This window comes from Streptomyces sp. MRC013, assembly GCF_023614235.1.
In the GTDB taxonomy this organism is placed as follows: Bacteria; Actinomycetota; Actinomycetes; order Streptomycetales; family Streptomycetaceae; genus Streptomyces.
The window spans coordinates 718851-735344 of the sequence record NZ_CP094264.1 but is presented as its reverse complement, the minus strand read 5'-3'; the positions used below and the strand labels follow the sequence as shown (position 1 = coordinate 735344).

Here is a 16494-nt window from a genome sequence, read left to right as displayed (position 1 = left end):
CGCCCCGGCCCGGCCGGGCCGCGCGGTGGGCCGCGCGGTGGGCCGAGTGCCGTCAGGAGCGGCGGTGGGGCGCGGGAGCGGACGGCCGGACTCGCCGGGCGGCGTGCCGACGGCGTGACGGCACGACATCCCGAATCCCGACGGTGCGGCGCCCCGGCGGCGCGGCGGCGTGCGGCGGCGGTCGGCACATGACCGGAGGGCGCGGATGTACTAGAGTTATCTCGACATCGAGATATCTGCTGACGACGCACCGCGGCCGCCCAGCCGGTAAGGCAACCCTAAATAAGCCTTACCTTAACGGACCGGCGGGATGCCGGGGCGGCAGGATGCGGTTGAACGCGCTCATTGATGAAGGAGACTGTCGTGTCGGCGAACAGCTTCGACGCCCGCAGCACGCTGCGCGTGGGCGACGAGTCGTACGAGATCTTCCGGCTGGACAAGGTTGAGGGCTCGGCCCGCCTGCCGTACAGCCTCAAGGTCCTGCTGGAGAACCTGCTCCGCACCGAGGACGGCGCGAACATCACCGCCGACCACATCCGGGCCCTCGGCGGCTGGGACTCCCAGGCCCAGCCGAGCCAGGAGATCCAGTTCACCCCGGCCCGCGTGATCATGCAGGACTTCACCGGTGTGCCGTGCGTCGTGGACCTCGCCACGATGCGCGAGGCCGTCAAGGAGCTCGGCGGCGACCCGTCGAAGATCAACCCGCTGGCCCCGGCCGAGCTGGTCATCGACCACTCCGTCATCGCCGACAAGTTCGGCACCCGCGACTCCTTCGCGCAGAACGTGGAGCTGGAGTACGGCCGCAACAAGGAGCGCTACCAATTCCTGCGCTGGGGCCAGACCGCCTTCGACGAGTTCAAGGTCGTCCCGCCCGGCACCGGCATCGTCCACCAGGTGAACATCGAGCACCTGGCCCGCACCGTGATGGTCCGCGGCGGCCAGGCGTACCCCGACACCCTCGTCGGCACCGACTCGCACACCACCATGGTCAACGGCCTCGGCGTCCTCGGCTGGGGCGTCGGCGGCATCGAGGCCGAGGCGGCCATGCTCGGCCAGCCGGTCTCCATGCTCATCCCGCGCGTCGTCGGCTTCAAGCTGACCGGCGAGCTGCCCACCGGCACCACCGCCACCGACCTGGTGCTCACCATCACCGAGATGCTGCGCAAGCACGGCGTCGTCGGCAAGTTCGTCGAGTTCTACGGCGAGGGCGTCGCGGCCACCAGCCTCGCCAACCGCGCCACCATCGGCAACATGTCGCCCGAGTTCGGCTCCACCGCCGCGATCTTCCCGATCGACGACGAGACGCTGAACTACCTCAGGCTCACCGGCCGCTCCGAGCAGCAGGTCGCGCTCGTCGAGGCGTACGCCAAGGAGCAGGGCCTCTGGCTGGACCCGTCCGCCGAGCCGGACTTCTCCGAGAAGCTGGAGCTGGACCTCTCCACCGTCGTCCCGTCGATCGCCGGCCCGAAGCGCCCGCAGGACCGCATCGTCCTGGCCGAGGCCGCCGAGCAGTTCAAGAAGGACGTGCGCGCCTACGTCGAGGCCGGCGTGACCGGCGGCGACGACCGCAAGCCGGGCGTCCCGCAGCAGGAGCGACCGCACGGCGTGGCCTCCCCGGTCGACGAGGCGAGCGCCGAGTCCTTCCCGGCCTCCGACGCCCCCGCCTACGGCCACGACGACAACGGTGCCGGCGCCCCGCGGCACGAGGGCGGCGCGGCCGACGCGGTGCCGAGCAACCCGGTCGCCGTCACCGCCCCCGACGGTTCGACGTACGAGCTCGACCACGGCGCCGTCACGGTCGCCGCGATCACCTCCTGCACCAACACCTCCAACCCGTACGTGATGGTCGCCGCCGCGCTCGTCGCGAAGAAGGCCGTCGAGAAGGGCCTGACCCGCAAGCCGTGGGTCAAGACCACCCTCGCCCCGGGCTCCAAGGTCGTCACCGACTACTTCGACAAGGCGGGCCTCACCCCGTACCTCGACAAGGTCGGCTTCAACCTCGTCGGCTACGGCTGCACCACCTGCATCGGCAACTCCGGCCCGCTGCCGGAGGAGGTCTCCGCGGCCGTCAACGAGCACGACCTCGCCGTCGTGTCCGTCCTCTCCGGCAACCGCAACTTCGAGGGCCGGATCAACCCGGACGTCAAGATGAACTACCTGGCGTCCCCGCCGCTGGTCGTCGCCTACGCCCTCGCCGGCTCCATGAAGGTGGACATCACCAGGGACGCCCTCGGCACCGACCAGGACGGCAACCCGGTCCACCTGAAGGACATCTGGCCCACCGAGGCCGAGGTCAACGACGTCGTCGCCGGCGCCATCGGCGAGGACATGTTCTCCAAGTCCTACCAGGACGTCTTCGCGGGCGACGCCCAGTGGCAGGCCCTCCCGGTCCCCACCGGCGACACCTTCGAGTGGGACCCGCAGTCCACCTACGTCCGCAAGCCCCCGTACTTCGAGGGCATGACCATGGACCCGGCCCCGGTCGAGGACATCACCGGCGCCCGCGTCCTGGCCAAGCTGGGCGACTCGGTCACCACCGACCACATCTCCCCGGCCGGCGCCATCAAGGCCGACACCCCGGCCGGCAAGTACCTCACGGAGCACGGCGTCGAGCGCCGCGACTTCAACAGCTACGGCTCCCGCCGCGGCAACCACGAGGTCATGATCCGCGGCACGTTCGCCAACATCCGCCTGCGCAACCAGATCGCGCCGGGCACCGAGGGCGGCTACACGCGCGACTTCACGCAGGAGGGCGGCCCGGTCTCCTTCATCTACGACGCCTCGCGGAACTACCAGGCCGCCGGCGTCCCGCTGGTCGTCCTGGCCGGCAAGGAGTACGGCTCCGGCTCGTCCCGCGACTGGGCGGCCAAGGGCACCGCGCTCCTCGGCGTCAAGGCCGTCATCGCCGAGTCGTACGAGCGCATCCACCGCTCGAACCTCATCGGCATGGGCGTCCTGCCGCTCCAGTTCCCCGAGGGCGCGTCCGCCGAGTCCCTCGGCCTGACCGGCGAGGAGACCTTCTCCGTCTCGGGCGTCACCGAGCTGAACGAGGGCACCACCCCGCGCACGGTCAAGGTCACCACCGACACGGGCGTCGAGTTCGACGCGGTCGTCCGCATCGACACCCCCGGTGAGGCCGACTACTACCGCAACGGCGGCATCATGCAGTACGTGCTGCGCAACCTGATCCGCGGCTGAGTCCCCGGCAGGCGAGCGGCGGAGGGCCGCGCCCCGTTTCCGTACGGGGTGCGGCCCTCCCGCCGTTCCCGGGCGCCCGGCCGCCTCCGGATTCCCCGCCGTTCCCGGACGCCTTCCCGGCGTACGCCGGCCCTCCCGCCGTATCCGGGGGTGCGGCCGGAGGCGGACCACGGGGGAGGGCCGGGGCCACAGGGGTGCGGCGAGGCGGGGAGGGCCGGGCGCGTGCCCGCCGGCCCCGGCGCGCGGCGGGGGCCGTCGGCGGCGACCGGCCGGTGGGACGGGGCGCCGGCCCCCCGTCGCCGCGACGGCGGGAACCCGTCGGGCCGGACGGGCGGAACCCCGTGCGGGCGCCCCCCGCCGGGGGATAGCGTCGTGCCCCGGCGAAGGGGGAGGGGAGTGGTGGACATGGCGGAGCGTGCGGTTCCGCCCCGTGTGGCGGCCGCGGAGCGCGCCGCTTCCGAGGCGGGTTTCGGGAAGAGCTGCACGCCCGAGGTGGGCAGGCTGCTCAGGCTGGCCGCCGCCGCGAAACCCCGCGGGGTCGTCGCGGAGAGCGGCACCGGTGCGGGCGTGGGGACCGCCTGGCTGCACGGCGGGCTCGGCGCAGGCGCGCGCCTGGTCACCGTGGAGCGTGACGAGGACCTGGCCCGTGGAGCGGCCGCCGTCTTCGCGGACGACGACCGCGTGAGCGTCCTCACCGGGGACTGGCGGCTGCTTGAGCGGTACGCGCCTTTCGACGTCTTCTTCTGCGACGGCGGAGGCAAGCGCGACGATCCCGAACGGGTCGTCGGACTGCTCGCTCCCGGCGGCCTCCTCATCCTGGACGACTTCACTCCGTCACCCCACTGGCCGCCCCGTTTCGAGGGCGAGGTGGACGAACTCCGCCTGTTCTACCTCACCCACCCGGCGCTCGACGCCACCGAGGTGCTGACGACACCGGCCACTTCGGCGGTCGTCGCGGCGCGCCGCCCCTGACCGGGACCGACCGGGGAGGCCCGCAGGGCCCCGTTCCCGCGGCGGAGCCGCTCCCCGCGGGCGCCCGGCAGCGGTCCGCCGCGGGTGGGGCCGCCCGGCTCCCACGCGTCCCCGCCCCCACGAGCGTGAGCCGTGGACCACTTCGGCCGGGTACGCGGTTGCGGTTCCCGCCGGTGGCGGAGACCGGGGTGCAGAACCGCGGCGCGGGCCTCCCCGAACTGCCGGAAGCCGCTTCCCCGCTGCTCCCCGGGGCGGCCGCCACCGAGAACGGCATCACGGTGACCGACGTCCGGGGCCACCTCGCCGAGGACGGCGAACACCCCGTGATCCTCCGGCCGGCAGAGCACCTCGGATCAGCGAGAACCGGACTCCAGTGAGGTTTTACCCATGGGCCGCTCCGTCAGCACGGCTGACATCGTCCGCTTGTTCGGCCTGCAGGGCGTCGTGCTGTTCCCCCGGGACGGGCGCAGCGATCCGGCGACCGAGACGCCTTCCACGCGGGTGCTCCACGAAGTGGGCCTCCCGCATGACGACTTGTTCCTGTCGCGAACGGATGTCAAGGACCCCGGCCGGGACTCCTCGCTGCTCGGCGGGTTCCTGGCACTCGCCGGACGTCCGTGCCCGGAAGGAGCGGAAGCCCGGCTGGTCCTGGGGTACTTCCCGGACTCCCTCCTGGCCTTCGAGCCTTCCACCGGGAACGTCCACGCCTTCCCGGAGGGCACCGGTCGGAGCCTTCCCCTGCACCGCGACGTCGAGTCCCTGGTCCACGGCCTCTGCGTGCTCCGGGAGTTCCACGGGGAACGCGCCTCCTGCGAGGATCGGGAACCGCTCGCCCTGCGGGCACGGTCCGGGACCGAAGCCTTCGACCCCCTGCCCTTCGCGGACCCCCTCTCCGAGTGGAACATCATCGCCGACGGGACGCGGTGACCGGGGAGCCGCCCCGACGGCGAGCGGACCGGGGAGGGGCCGACCGGTTCGCCGCCCCCTCCACGGGACCGTGCCGCCTCCCCGACGGGAACGCGCGGCTTACGCGGAGCGAAGGCCGGGGTCCGTAACCTCCGGACCGGAAGGCACCGTACGGGACGGAGGAGTCCGCTTGTTGCGTCTTCAGTCAGTGAGCAAGCGCTACGGCCGGGGCGGCTGGATCCTGAGGGACGTCGACCTGGAGGTCCCGGCCGGAGAGGTCGTGGCCCTGACGGGCGGGAACGGGTCCGGGAAGTCGACCCTGCTGCGGATCGCCGCGGGCCTGTCCCGGCCGACCCGCGGCACGGTGGCCGCGCGGCCGGCGGTCGTCGGCTACGTGCCCGACCGCTTCCCCGCCGACCAGCGCATGTCGGCCTCGGCCTACCTGGCGCACATGGGCCGCATACGCGGGCTCTCCACCTCCGCGGCCTCGTCGCGGGCCGGCCGGCTGCTGGACCGGCTGGCCCTGGTGGGAGGCGGACGGGCCCCCCTGCGGAGCCTGTCGAAGGGCAACGCGCAGAAGGTCGCGCTCGCCCAGGCGCTGCTGGTGGAGCCCGGCCTGCTCGTCCTGGACGAACCGTGGTCCGGACTGGACGCCGACGCCCACGGGGTACTGGACGGGATCATGGCCGAGGTCGCCGGCTCGGGAGGCATCGTGGTCTTCACCGACCACCGCGAGTCGGTGACCCGGACCCGGGCCACCCGGACGTACACGGTCGGCGGGGGCCGGGTGGCACCGCGAGGGGCGGAACCCCGGCCCACCGGTCATCCGCCCCCGTCCGACGTCGTGCTCACCGCGGGCGGGGGCGGCCGTGTGCCGCGGGACCCCGTCTGGGAGGAGCGGGACGGCGTACTGGCGGTGAGCCGGCACGCGTCGGGCGTCAGCATGAGGGTGACCCGCGAGTCCGTCGACGCCCTGCTGCTCACCGCGCTCCGACACGGCTGGTCCGTCGAGCGGGTGGCGGAGACAGCCGTGGACCACCGCCGGACGCCCGGCGCCGGGACCGACGGGGGCCCGCGGTGATCGGGCTCATCCGCTACACGTTCGCCACCGTGCTGCACACCCAGCGCTACCTCGCCCCGCTGTTCCTGTTCGCGGGGCTGACGGGCGCGCTGACCGTCAACGGCAGCGGTCCGCTGGCCCCCGCCTACGCCTCCTCCGCCGGTGCGCTGCTCCTCTGCTCGACGTGGCTGACCGTCGTGCTGGCGGGTCTGGACGCCCCGCCGCAGCGGGCGATCACCGTCGTCTCCTGCGGCGGGCGGTCCCTCAGGGTGCTCCTGGCGGCGATCGGCACGGCTCTGCTGAGCTGCCTGGCCCTGACGGCCTTCGGTCTGCTCCTCCCGCTGTGGACGGGCGACCACGCCGTCACCGCGGCCGATCTCCTGCTGGGCGTCGAAGCCCAACTGACCTGTGTGCTCGTGGGCGTCGCCATCGGCGTGCCGTGCTCGCGGCCGGTCTTCGGACGGCAGGGGTACGCCCTCGTCGCCGCGCTCGCCCTGCTGACGGGCGCCCTCTTCGCCAAGGGCCTCTCCCCGGTCAACCGACTGCTGACGCTGATGGCCACGACCCCCGACGCGACGGCGTTGCTGCGTCCCGTGGGAGGCATGCTGCTGGTCTCCGTCGCGATCCTGGCCGTGTCCACGGCCGTCACGCAGTTCGTCTCCGCACGCAGAGGGTAGGCCGTTGCGGGCGCCCCGTGAGCCGTCGGACGGGCCGTCACCCCGACGGCGGCCCCGGGCCGCGCGGTGGCCGCCCGCCGCGTCCCTCCCGCGCCCGGGGCCGGACGCCGCCCGGGCGCAGCGGCCGTGAGGTGGTGAACCGGGCGGTCCCCGGCGCCCGGGGGCTTCGGCGCCGCCGTGCCGGCCGTTCCGGTCACCGGGTCCGGAGGCATCCCTCGGGCGCCGTCGGCCCGCCCGCGTCCGGCCGGGAATCGCCCCCCGGACCCCGCTCGGGGAAAGACTCCCGCCGAATACCGTTCCCGATCTTGCCCGCCGGCCCGGGGCGGACTATACCTGTCGGCGTCCGCACGACCGCTCGTCCGAGCCGCCGCGTGGGCGCGCGACTCCCTGCACCAACCGGCAAGACCCAGCTGCGACACGACCGCGGTGCGGGGCCCTTCGCCTGAGGCGAGCAGTACGGGTGACCGGCGCACCGCCCGAGTCCTGGAGAAGGCGAGGACTTGAGCATGGGATCCACCTCCGCCCCCGGCGACGGCTCCACCCCGGCAGGCGCCGCGGGACGCGCGCGCCCCGGCCGCCGCGACCTGATCAGGCGCTCCGCCGCCCTCGGCCTGGCCGCCGTCCCCGTGCCGGGCCTCCTGTCCGCCTGCGCCACCGGCGGCGGTGGCGGCACCGGCGGCGGGGGCACGGCCGCCACCGGGGAGAAGACGGCGAAGAACCCCCTCGGCGTCAAGGAGGGCGCCCCGCTGGAGGTGTTCGTCTTCAAGGGCGGGCTCGGCGACCAGTACGCGAAGGACGCCGAGGCCGACTACCGGGCCGCCCACGGGGCCGAGGTGAAGCACACCGGCACCCAGCAGGTCGGCCCCAAGCTCACCCCGCGCTTCGCCGGCGGCAACCCGCCCGACGTCATCGACAACTCCGGCGCCGACCACCTGGACATGAACAAGCTGTCCACCCAGGGCCAGCTCCAGGACCTGGCCGCGCTGCTCGACGCCCCGTCCCTCGACGACCCGGGGAGGAAGGTGCGCGACACCATCCACCCGAGCACCCTGGAGAAGGGCCTGCACGGCGACAGGTTCGACGTGCTCTACTACGCCTTCACCGTCTACGGCACCTGGTACTCGCGGAAGCTCCTCGACTCCAGGGGCTGGACGTACCCGAAGACCCTCGACGAGATGGTCGCGCTCTGCGGCGAGATCAGGAAGGCCGGCCTCGCGCCCTGGACGTACGCCGGGAAGTACCCGTACTACGTCCACTTCAACCTGTTCGGCCAGATAGCCAAGATCGGCGGAATGGAGAAGTGGGTCGCCATCGACAACCTGGAGCCGAACGCCTGGACGTCGAACGACGCCGTCCGCCAGGTCGCCGAGCACTACGAGGAACTGGCCGCGAAGAAGTACTTCCTGGAGGGCAGCCAGGGCCTCACCCACATCCAGTCGCAGACCGCCTGGAACAAGGGGAAGGCGGTCTTCCTCCCCAACGGCTCCTGGGTCGAGAACGAGTCCGCGCCCACCACCCCGCAGGACTTCGGCATGTCGGTGGGCGCCCTCCTCGACGGCGACGGCGACGAGCTGCCGCACGGCACCCTGCGCGCCGAGCCGAGCGAGCCGTACATCGTCGCCGCGAAGGGCGGGAACCCGGTCGGCGGCATGGAGCTGTTACGCATCATGCTGTCGAAGAAGCACGCGCGGAACTTCGCGACGAAGGTGAAGTCGCTGACCTGCGTCGTGGACGCCACGGAGGGCATGACCCTCTCACCGGGCCTCGCCTCCGCCGACAGGGCCTTCAAGGCGGCGGGCAGGAACCTGGTCAACCTCCAGCTGCAGGAGTGGTACCCGACCCTCACCGACCAGAAGATCGGCGGTCTCACCGGGCAGCTCCTCACCGGCGAGATCAGGGCGGCCGACTGGATCAGGGGCACCCAGGCGGCGGCCGACAGGGTGGCCCGGGACTCCTCGGTCACCAAGTTCGAGCGCACCGCCTGACCGCCACCGCCGGCGGGACCGCCGGCGCCACAGGACCGGAAGACCGGAAGAGGGGGAGGGCCGGGGAAACCGTGCAACACGGAAAACGCCGATTCGTCGTGGGCTTCCTGGCCCCGCCGCTGCTCGTCTACGCCGTCTTCGTGATCTCGCCCTTCGTCCAGGCGTTCCAGATCTCCACGACCGACTGGTCGGGCCTGGTCGGCACCGCGGAGTTCGTCGGCCTGGACAACTTCGCCCGCCTCCTGAACGACGAGGACTTCTGGAACGCCCTGCGCCACAACGTCTACATGCTGGCGCTCGTGCCGCCGGTCACCCTCGCCCTCGGGCTGTTCTTCGCCTTCATGCTCAACGTGGGCGGCAGGCGGCGGAGGAACGAGGTGGTCACGGGCGTCGCCGGCTCGCGCTTCTACACGTTCGTCTTCTTCCTCCCGCAGGTCGTCTCCGTCACGATCATCGCCGTCATCTGGCACAACGTCTACAACCCCGACCCGCACGACGGGATGCTCAACGCCCTCCTCGGCGCCGTGGGGCTGGAGGGCCTGCAGAACGCCTGGCTCGGGGAGCGGCGCCTCGCGCTGTGGTGCGTCAGCGCGGTCATGGTGTGGGGCCATGTCGGCTTCTACGTGGTGCTGTTCTCCGCGGCCATGGCCTCCATCCCGCGCGAGGTCTACGAGGCCGCCCTGCTCGACGGCGCCAACCGGTTCCACACCTTCTTCCGGATCACGCTGCCCCTGCTGTGGGACACCGTCCAGACCGGCTGGGTGTACATGGGCATCATCGCCCTGGACGGCTTCGCCCTGGTCCAGATCATGTCCGGGAACGGGGGAGGGCCGTCCGGCGCCGCGGACGTGATGCCGCTCAGGCTGTACGAGACGGCCTTCACCAACAGCCGGTTCGGGTACGCCGCCGCGATGGGCGTCGCGATGCTCGTGGTCACGATGACCTTCGCCGTCCTCGCTCTGCGCCTCGGGCGCCGCGAGCGGATCGAGTACTGACCGAGTACCAGGGGAGGCCGTCCATGACCACCGAAGGGACCCGGAAGGTCCGGAAGGCGGGCGGGCCGGGCGCGGCGCCGCGCCGCGCCCGGCCCGCCCCCGCCGAGGGGGCGGTCCTCAACGTCTTCTCCCACGGCATCCTCGTACTGTGGGCCCTGATGGTGGGCGTCCCGCTGCTGTGGGTGCTGTGGAGCTCCTTCAAGGACAGCGGGGGCATCCTCGGCGACCCGTGGGCCCTGCCCACCGCCCTGCACTGGGAGAACTGGCCCAACGCCTGGAACGAGGCGAGCATGGGCCGGTACTTCCTGAACACCGTCGTCGTCGTGGGCGGCTCCGTCACCGGCACGATGGTGTTGGGCTCGATGGCCGCCTACGTACTGGCCCGCTTCGCCTTCCCCGGGAACCGGCTCGTCTACTACCTGTTCGTCGCCGGGATGTCGTTCCCCGTGTTCATGCTGGTGATCCCGCTCTTCTTCGTCCTGCGGGACTTCCCCGGCACCTCGCTGCTGGCGACGTACCACGGGCTGATCCTCGTCTACGTGGCGTACTCGCTGCCGTTCACCGTCTTCTTCATGACGGCGTTCTTCCGCACGCTGCCGACCTCGGTGGCGGAGGCCGCGGCGATCGACGGCGCCTCGCACACCAGGACGTTCTTCCAGGTCATGCTGCCCATGGCCAAGCCGGGACTGGTCAGCGTCGGCATCTTCAACTTCCTGGGGCAGTGGAACCAGTACCTGCTGCCGATGGTGCTGAACCAGCAGGAGGACAAGTACGTCCTGACCCAGGGCCTCGCCATGATCGCGCTCCAGCAGGGCTACCGGGGCGACTGGGGCGCGCTGATGGCCGGGATGACGATCGCGATGCTGCCGGTACTGGTGGTGTACGCGGTCTTCCAGCGGCAGGTGCAGGCGGGGCTGACGGCCGGCGCCCTGAAGTGAGGACGGCCATCCGCCGCGGTCCGCCGGCCCCGGAGGGCGGCCTCCCCGCGCACTGCTCCCGGTACGCCGACCCTGGCCGGAAAGCGACCGATCTCCGGGGCTCCGCGGTCTTCGGGGCCTTGACGCGCGGTGGCGCGGACCGCTCAGCTTAGGGTTCACAGGGTGGAGAGAGCAGCGGGAATGAGAGTGCCGATGGAGACCCCGGGGTCGCAGACGTCCCTGCATCGAGCCAACCTCGAACGGGTCGTGCGCGCCGTCCGCATGGCCGGTTCGCTCACCCAGGCGGAGATCGCCAGGGCCACCGGACTGTCCGCCGCCACCGTCTCCAACATCGTGCGGGAACTGAAGGAGGGCGGCACGGTCGAGGTCACCCCGACCTCCGCGGGCGGCCGCAGGGCCCGCAGCGTCTCGCTCAGCGGCGACGCCGGGACCGTCGTCGGCGTCGACTTCGGCCACACCCGCCTGCGCGTCGCCGTCGGCGACCTCGCCCACCGGGTGCTCACCGAGGAGTCCGAGCCGTTCGACGCCGAAGCCCCGTCCGCCGCGGGCCTGGACCGGGCCGAGCGGCTGGTCAGGCGGTTGGTGGAGGCCGCCGGCACCAGCCTCGGCAAGGTGATCGGCGTCGGTCTGGGCCTCCCCGGCCCGATCGACGTCCCCTCCGGAACGCTCGGCTCCACGTCGATCCCGCCGGGCTGGGCGGGGGCCGACCCCGGCCGGGAGCTCTCCGTCCGCCTCGGCGTCCCCGTGCACGTCGACGACGACGCCAACCTCGGCGCCCTCGGCGAACTGGTGTGGGGGGCCGGCCGGGGCGTGCGCGACCTCGCGTACGTGAAGGTCGCCGGCGGCGTCGGCGCCGGCCTCGTCATCGACGGGCGGATCTACCGGGGCCCCGGCGGCACCGCGGGGGAGATCGGGCACATCACCCTCGACGAGTCGGGCCCCGTCTGCCGCTGCGGCAACCGCGGCTGCCTGGAGACCTTCGCCGCCGAACGGTACGTCCTGCCGCTGCTGCGGCCCGGCCACGGCCCCGACCTGACGATGGAGCGGGTCGTCCGGCTCGCCCGCGAGGGCGACCCCGGCTGCCGCCGCGTCGTCGCCGACGTGGGCCGCCACATCGGCAGCGGCGTCGCCAGCCTCTGCAACCTGCTCAACCCCAGCCGGGTCGTCCTCGGCGGCGACCTCGCGGAGGCCGGTGAGCTGGTCCTGGCACCCCTCCGCGAGTCCGTGTCGCGGTACGCGCTGCCCAGCGCCGCCCGCCACCTCGCGGTGGCCCCCGGCACCCTCGGCGGGCGCGCCGGGGTACTGGGCGCCCTCGCCCTCGTACTGAACGAGACGGACGATTCGACCCTCCTGGGCGAGACCCGCCGGACCGGCGGCCGGGCGGCCGCCCCCGCCCCCCGCCTAGACGGAGCCGGACGGGCCGCGGCGCCGCCGCCCCGGGCCGGGGACCCGCCGCCTCCGGCCCGCGGGCTGCGCGCGGCGGTGCGCGCCGTCCCGCCGCGCCCGGCGCCGGCGCAACCGGTACCGGGTCCCGCCGCGTCCGGAAGGACGGGGCCGGCGCCACCGTCCCGCGGCGCGGCGCACCCGCCCCGCCCGGGTACACCGGCGCGGCCCGTGTCGGCTGTCGGTGTGGTCGTCGCGCAGCCACCCGGGGCACGGCCCGATGTCCGCGCCCCGGGGCGGAACACTAGACTCGGCGACCGGCACGCTCGACCGGCTCAACCTCGACCAGCCCAACACGCAAGGAGGCACGGGTGGCATTGCTGACCCGTATCAGGGGACCCCGCGACCTCGACCGGCTCTCCCCCGAGCAGCTCGACCGGCTGGCCTCGGAGATCCGCACCTTCCTCGTCGACGCGGTCTCCAAGACCGGCGGCCACCTCGGCCCGAACCTCGGCGTGGTGGAGCTGACCATCGCCCTGCACCGCGTCTTCGAGTCCCCGAAGGACAAGATCCTCTGGGACACCGGTCACCAGTCGTACGTGCACAAGCTGCTCACCGGCCGCCAGGACTTCTCCAGGCTGAAGATGAAGGGAGGCCTCTCCGGCTACCCGGCGCGCGCCGAGTCCGAGCACGACCTCATCGAGAACTCCCACGCGTCCACCGTCCTGGGCTGGGCGGACGGCCTGGCCAAGGCGAACGAGCTGCTCGGCAGGGACGACCACGTGGTCGCCGTCATCGGCGACGGGGCCCTCACCGGCGGCATGGCCTGGGAGGCGCTCAACAACATCGCCGACGCCAAGGACCGCCCCCTCGTCATCGTCGTCAACGACAACGAGCGCTCCTACGCCCCCACCATCGGCGGCCTCGCCAACCACCTGGCGACCCTGCGCACCACCGACGGGTACGAGCGGTTCCTGGCCCGCACCAAGGACATCCTCGACCGCACCCCCGTCGTCGGGAAGCCGCTGTACGAAACGCTGCACGGCGCGAAGAAGGGGCTGAAGGACTTCATCGCCCCCCAGGGCCTCTTCGAGGACCTCGGCCTGAAATACGTCGGCCCCATCGACGGCCACGACATCGCCGCCGTCGAGTCCGCCCTCCAGCGCGCCAAGCGGTTCAACGGTCCCGTCATCGTCCACTGCCTCACCGAGAAGGGCCGGGGCTACCAGCCCGCCCTCCAGGACGAGGCCGACCGCTTCCACGCCGTCGGCAAGATCCACCCGGACACGGGCCTGCCGATCGCCTCCTCCGGTGCCGACTGGACCTCGGTCTTCGCCGACGAGATGGTCGCCCTGGGCAAGGAGCGCGAGGACATCGTCGCCGTCACCGCGGCCATGCTCCAGCCGGTCGGCCTCGACCGGTTCGCCAAGGCCTTCCCCGACCGGGTGTACGACGTCGGCATCGCCGAGCAGCACGCCGCCGTCTCCGCGGCCGGGCTCGCCGCCGGCGGCCTCCACCCGGTCGTCGCCGTCTACGCGACCTTCCTCAACCGCGCCTTCGACCAGGTGCTCATGGACGTCGCCCTCCACGACTGCGGAGTGACGTTCGTCCTGGACCGGGCAGGGGTCACCGGCACCGACGGCGCCTCCCACAACGGCATGTGGGACATGTCGATCCTCCAGGTCGTCCCGAACCTGCGGATCGCCGCGCCCCGCGACGCCGACCAGGTCCGCGCCCAGCTCCGCGAGGCCGTCGCCGTCGAGGACGCCCCGACCGTCGTGCGCTACTCCAAGGGCGCGGTCGGCCCCGCCGTCGAGGCGGTGGGCCGCGTCGGCGGCATGGACGTCCTGCGCGAGCCGGGCACCGACCGGCCGGACGTGCTGCTGGTCTCCGTCGGCGCGCTCGCCCCGATGTGCCTGGAGGTCGCCGACCTCCTCGACAAGCAGGGCATCTCCACCACCGTCGTCGACCCGCGCTGGGTCAAGCCCGTCGACCAGGCCATGGCGCCGCTCGCCGGCCGGCACCGCGTCGTCGTCACCGTCGAGGACAACGGCCGCGCCGGCGGCGTGGGCAGCGCCGTCGCCCAGGCGCTGCGCGACGCCGGCGTCGACGTGCCGCTGCGCGACTTCGGCATCCCGCCGCGGTTCCTCGACCACGCCTCCCGCGCGGAGGTCCTCGCCGAGATCGGGCTGACCGCCCCGGACATCGCCCGTCAGGTCACCGGCCTCGTGTCCAAGCTGGACGGCCTGCACCAGTCACGGGTCGGCGCGGCCGGCGGGACCCGCGCCGCGGCCCCCGCCGCGAAGACCGCGGAGCCCGCCCGCGACTGACCCTTCCGGCCGACCGCCGAGAGGCCGGTGGGAGCACCTCGATCGGGTGGTCCCACCGGCCCATTCGTATGGCGATCACCCCGGCGGGCGCGCGCGGCCCCGCCCCGCCTCCGGATCATGGCGGGGTGACCACACAGAGCGGCCCGGCGGCGAGCCGGGACAACGGCGTGTTCCGCACCAAGACGGTCGAGCAGTCCGTCCGGGACACCGAGGAGCCCGAACGGGGGCTGCGCAGAACGCTGTCCGCGCTCGACCTGACGGTCTTCGGCGTCGGCGTCATCATCGGCACCGGCATCTTCGTCCTCACCGGCAAGGTCGCCAAGGAGACGGCCGGCCCCGCCACGGCCCTCGCCTTCGTCGTCGCCGGAGTCGTCTGCGCGCTGGCCGCGCTCTGCTACGCCGAGTTCGCCTCGACCGTCCCGGTCGCCGGGTCGGCGTACACCTTCGCGTACGCGTCGCTGGGGGAGCTGCCCGCCTGGATCATCGGCTGGGACCTGGTGCTGGAGTTCGCCCTGGGCACGGCGGTCGTCGCGGTCGGCTGGTCCGGGTACGTGCGGTCACTGCTCGACAACGCCGGCTGGCACCTCCCGCAGGCCCTGTCCGGCACGGACGAGGTGCACGGCTTCGGCTTCGACCTGCCGGCGTTCCTGCTGGTGCTGCTGCTCACCGGCGTCCTGGTGCTCGGCATGAAGCTGTCCGCCCGGCTCACCGCGCTGATCGTCGCGATCAAGGTCGCGGTGGTCCTCGTCGTGATCGTCGCGGGCGCCTTCTTCGTCAAGGCCGCCAACTACCGGCCGTTCGTCCCCGAGGCCGAGCGGCAGGCGGGCGGCGGCGGCCTCGACACGCCGCTGGTCCAGACCCTCTTCGGGTACGAGCCGACGAACTTCGGCGTCATGGGGATCTTCACCGCCGCGTCCGTCGTCTTCTTCGCCTTCATCGGGTTCGACGTGGTGGCGACCGCGGCCGAGGAGACCCGCGTCCCGCAGCGGGACATGCCGCGCGGCATCCTCGGTTCGCTGTTCATCTGCACCGCCCTGTACGTGGCGGTGTCGATCGTCGTCACCGGCATGCAGCACTACAGCCGGCTGTCCGTGGACGCGCCCCTCGCCGACGCCTTCAAGACCACCGGGCACCCCTGGTACGCCGGGTTCATCAGCTTCGGCGCCGCCGTCGGCCTCGTCACCGTCTGCATGATCCTGCTGCTCGGCCAGACACGGGTCTTCTTCGCGATGAGCCGCGACGGTCTCCTGCCCCGGTTCTTCTCCCGGACCCACCCGGTGTTCTCCACGCCGTACCGGGCGACCGTGCTGCTGGGCGTGCTGATCGCCGTCATCGCCGGGCTGACCAGCATCGGCGAGCTGGCGACGCTGGTGAACATCGGAACCCTGTTCGCGTTCGTCGTCGTCGCCGCGGGCGTCGTCGTCCTCCGCCGCACCCGCCCCGACCTGCCGCGCTCCTTCCGCGCGCCGCTGGTGCCGTGGCTGCCGGCGGCTTCGGTGGCCGCCTCGCTGTGGCTGATGCTGAACCTGCCCGTCGAGACCTGGCTCCGGTTCGCGGTGTGGATGGCACTGGGCGTCGTCCTGTACTTCCTGTACGGCCGGACCCACAGCCGCCTGGCCGGAGCGGACCGGGGCCCCGCCGGCCGCTGAACCGGCCGCTACGCGGGCCGTACCGCACGCGGCCCGGCGCACTCGGCGCCGTGCTCGCCGACGCGACGCCGCAGCTCGCGGTCGGCGGTGACCACCACGCAGCGCCGCCCCGCCGCCGCCCGGACGAGGGCGACGACCGCGTCGTCGCCCTCGCCCGGCGCGGCCACCACCCGCACGCCGTCCACCGGCGCCACGCCGCGCGCCCGGCCCTCGACGACCAGGACGACGTCGAGCGGCCCCGGCAGCAGCCCGGGCACCCCGTCCGCCGCGTACCGGACGAGGCCGTCCCGCAGACGCTCGGCGGCGCCCCGGCGGTCGCGCCACCAGCCGTCGGGTACGGAGCCGACGACGTTCGCCGCGTCGACGACCAGCAGGGGAAGGGTCATGCCGCCCACGTTATC

The 16494-nt window shown here is 73.1% G+C and carries 12 protein-coding genes and 1 pseudogene; 12 read left to right on the top strand and 1 reads right to left on the bottom strand.

Annotated elements, in window-relative coordinates; translation table 11 throughout:
- Positions 1 to 363: 363 nt before the first annotated feature.
- From LUW75_RS03330 to LUW75_RS03275, 12 genes and pseudogenes are all read left to right on the top strand, one after another.
- Positions 364 to 3198 carry an aconitate hydratase gene (locus LUW75_RS03330; RefSeq protein ID WP_284453797.1) on the top strand — a complete coding sequence of 945 codons (2835 nt, stop codon included), beginning with the start codon at positions 364 to 366 and terminating at the stop codon, positions 3196 to 3198.
- 405 nt (positions 3199 to 3603) lie between these two features.
- On the top strand, positions 3604 to 4170 hold the full coding sequence (locus tag LUW75_RS03325; protein WP_462933688.1) for an O-methyltransferase: 567 nt from the start codon (positions 3604 to 3606) through the stop codon (positions 4168 to 4170).
- Positions 4171 to 4343: 173 nt separating this feature from the next.
- Complete coding sequence (locus tag LUW75_RS03320) at positions 4344 to 4547, top strand: hypothetical protein (protein ID WP_250334288.1); 204 nt, start codon at positions 4344 to 4346, stop codon at positions 4545 to 4547.
- 10 nt (positions 4548 to 4557) lie between these two features.
- Entirely contained in the window at positions 4558 to 5097 is a 540-nt protein-coding gene (locus LUW75_RS03315) for an SUKH-4 family immunity protein (RefSeq protein ID WP_250334287.1), read from the top strand.
- A 172-nt stretch (positions 5098 to 5269) separates the two neighbouring features.
- On the top strand, positions 5270 to 6157 hold the full coding sequence (locus LUW75_RS03310; protein ID WP_250334286.1) for an ATP-binding cassette domain-containing protein: 888 nt from the start codon (positions 5270 to 5272) through the stop codon (positions 6155 to 6157).
- A complete protein-coding gene (locus tag LUW75_RS03305) occupies positions 6154 to 6813 on the top strand; it encodes a hypothetical protein (RefSeq protein WP_250334285.1) in 660 nt (219 codons plus the stop codon). Before LUW75_RS03310 ends, LUW75_RS03305 begins: the two co-directional genes overlap by 4 nt.
- 506 nt (positions 6814 to 7319) lie before the next feature.
- Complete coding sequence (gene ngcE, locus LUW75_RS03300) at positions 7320 to 8798, top strand: N-acetylglucosamine/diacetylchitobiose ABC transporter substrate-binding protein (protein WP_250334284.1); 1479 nt, start codon at positions 7320 to 7322, stop codon at positions 8796 to 8798.
- Between the two features lie 71 nt (positions 8799 to 8869).
- Positions 8870 to 9793 (top strand): carbohydrate ABC transporter permease, encoded by a 924-nt coding sequence (locus LUW75_RS03295; RefSeq protein ID WP_250334283.1) that lies wholly within the window; start codon positions 8870 to 8872, stop codon positions 9791 to 9793.
- A 23-nt stretch (positions 9794 to 9816) separates the two neighbouring features.
- A complete protein-coding gene (locus LUW75_RS03290) occupies positions 9817 to 10731 on the top strand; it encodes a carbohydrate ABC transporter permease (RefSeq protein ID WP_250334282.1) in 915 nt (304 codons plus the stop codon).
- A gap of 192 nt (positions 10732 to 10923) precedes the next feature.
- Positions 10924 to 12102: pseudogene (locus LUW75_RS03285) on the top strand (ROK family transcriptional regulator); the annotation flags it as partial.
- Positions 12103 to 12485: 383 nt separating this feature from the next.
- Positions 12486 to 14444 (top strand): 1-deoxy-D-xylulose-5-phosphate synthase, encoded by a 1959-nt coding sequence (gene dxs, locus LUW75_RS03280; protein ID WP_250334281.1) that lies wholly within the window; start codon positions 12486 to 12488, stop codon positions 14442 to 14444.
- A gap of 125 nt (positions 14445 to 14569) precedes the next feature.
- On the top strand, positions 14570 to 16093 hold the full coding sequence (locus tag LUW75_RS03275; RefSeq protein WP_250334280.1) for an amino acid permease: 1524 nt from the start codon (positions 14570 to 14572) through the stop codon (positions 16091 to 16093).
- A gap of 8 nt (positions 16094 to 16101) precedes the next feature.
- On the opposite strand, the gene LUW75_RS03270 is transcribed toward LUW75_RS03275, so the two are convergent.
- Positions 16102 to 16479, bottom strand: a complete 378-nt coding sequence (locus LUW75_RS03270) for an NTP pyrophosphohydrolase (RefSeq protein ID WP_250334279.1) — start codon at positions 16477 to 16479, stop codon at positions 16102 to 16104.
- Positions 16480 to 16494 lie beyond the last annotated feature (15 nt).

Excerpts from the sequence above, each read along its gene's own strand:
- LUW75_RS03325 (WP_462933688.1), top strand. The coding sequence starts at position 3,604 with ATGGCGGAGCGTGCGGTTCCGCCCCGTGTGGCGGCCGCGGAGCGCGCC.
- LUW75_RS03315 (WP_250334287.1), top strand. The coding sequence starts at position 4,558 with ATGGGCCGCTCCGTCAGCACGGCTGACATCGTCCGCTTGTTCGGCCTG.
- ngcE (WP_250334284.1), top strand. The coding sequence starts at position 7,320 with ATGGGATCCACCTCCGCCCCCGGCGACGGCTCCACCCCGGCAGGCGCC.
- LUW75_RS03290 (WP_250334282.1), top strand. The coding sequence starts at position 9,817 with ATGACCACCGAAGGGACCCGGAAGGTCCGGAAGGCGGGCGGGCCGGGC.
- LUW75_RS03270 (WP_250334279.1), bottom strand. The coding sequence starts at position 16,479 with ATGACCCTTCCCCTGCTGGTCGTCGACGCGGCGAACGTCGTCGGCTCC.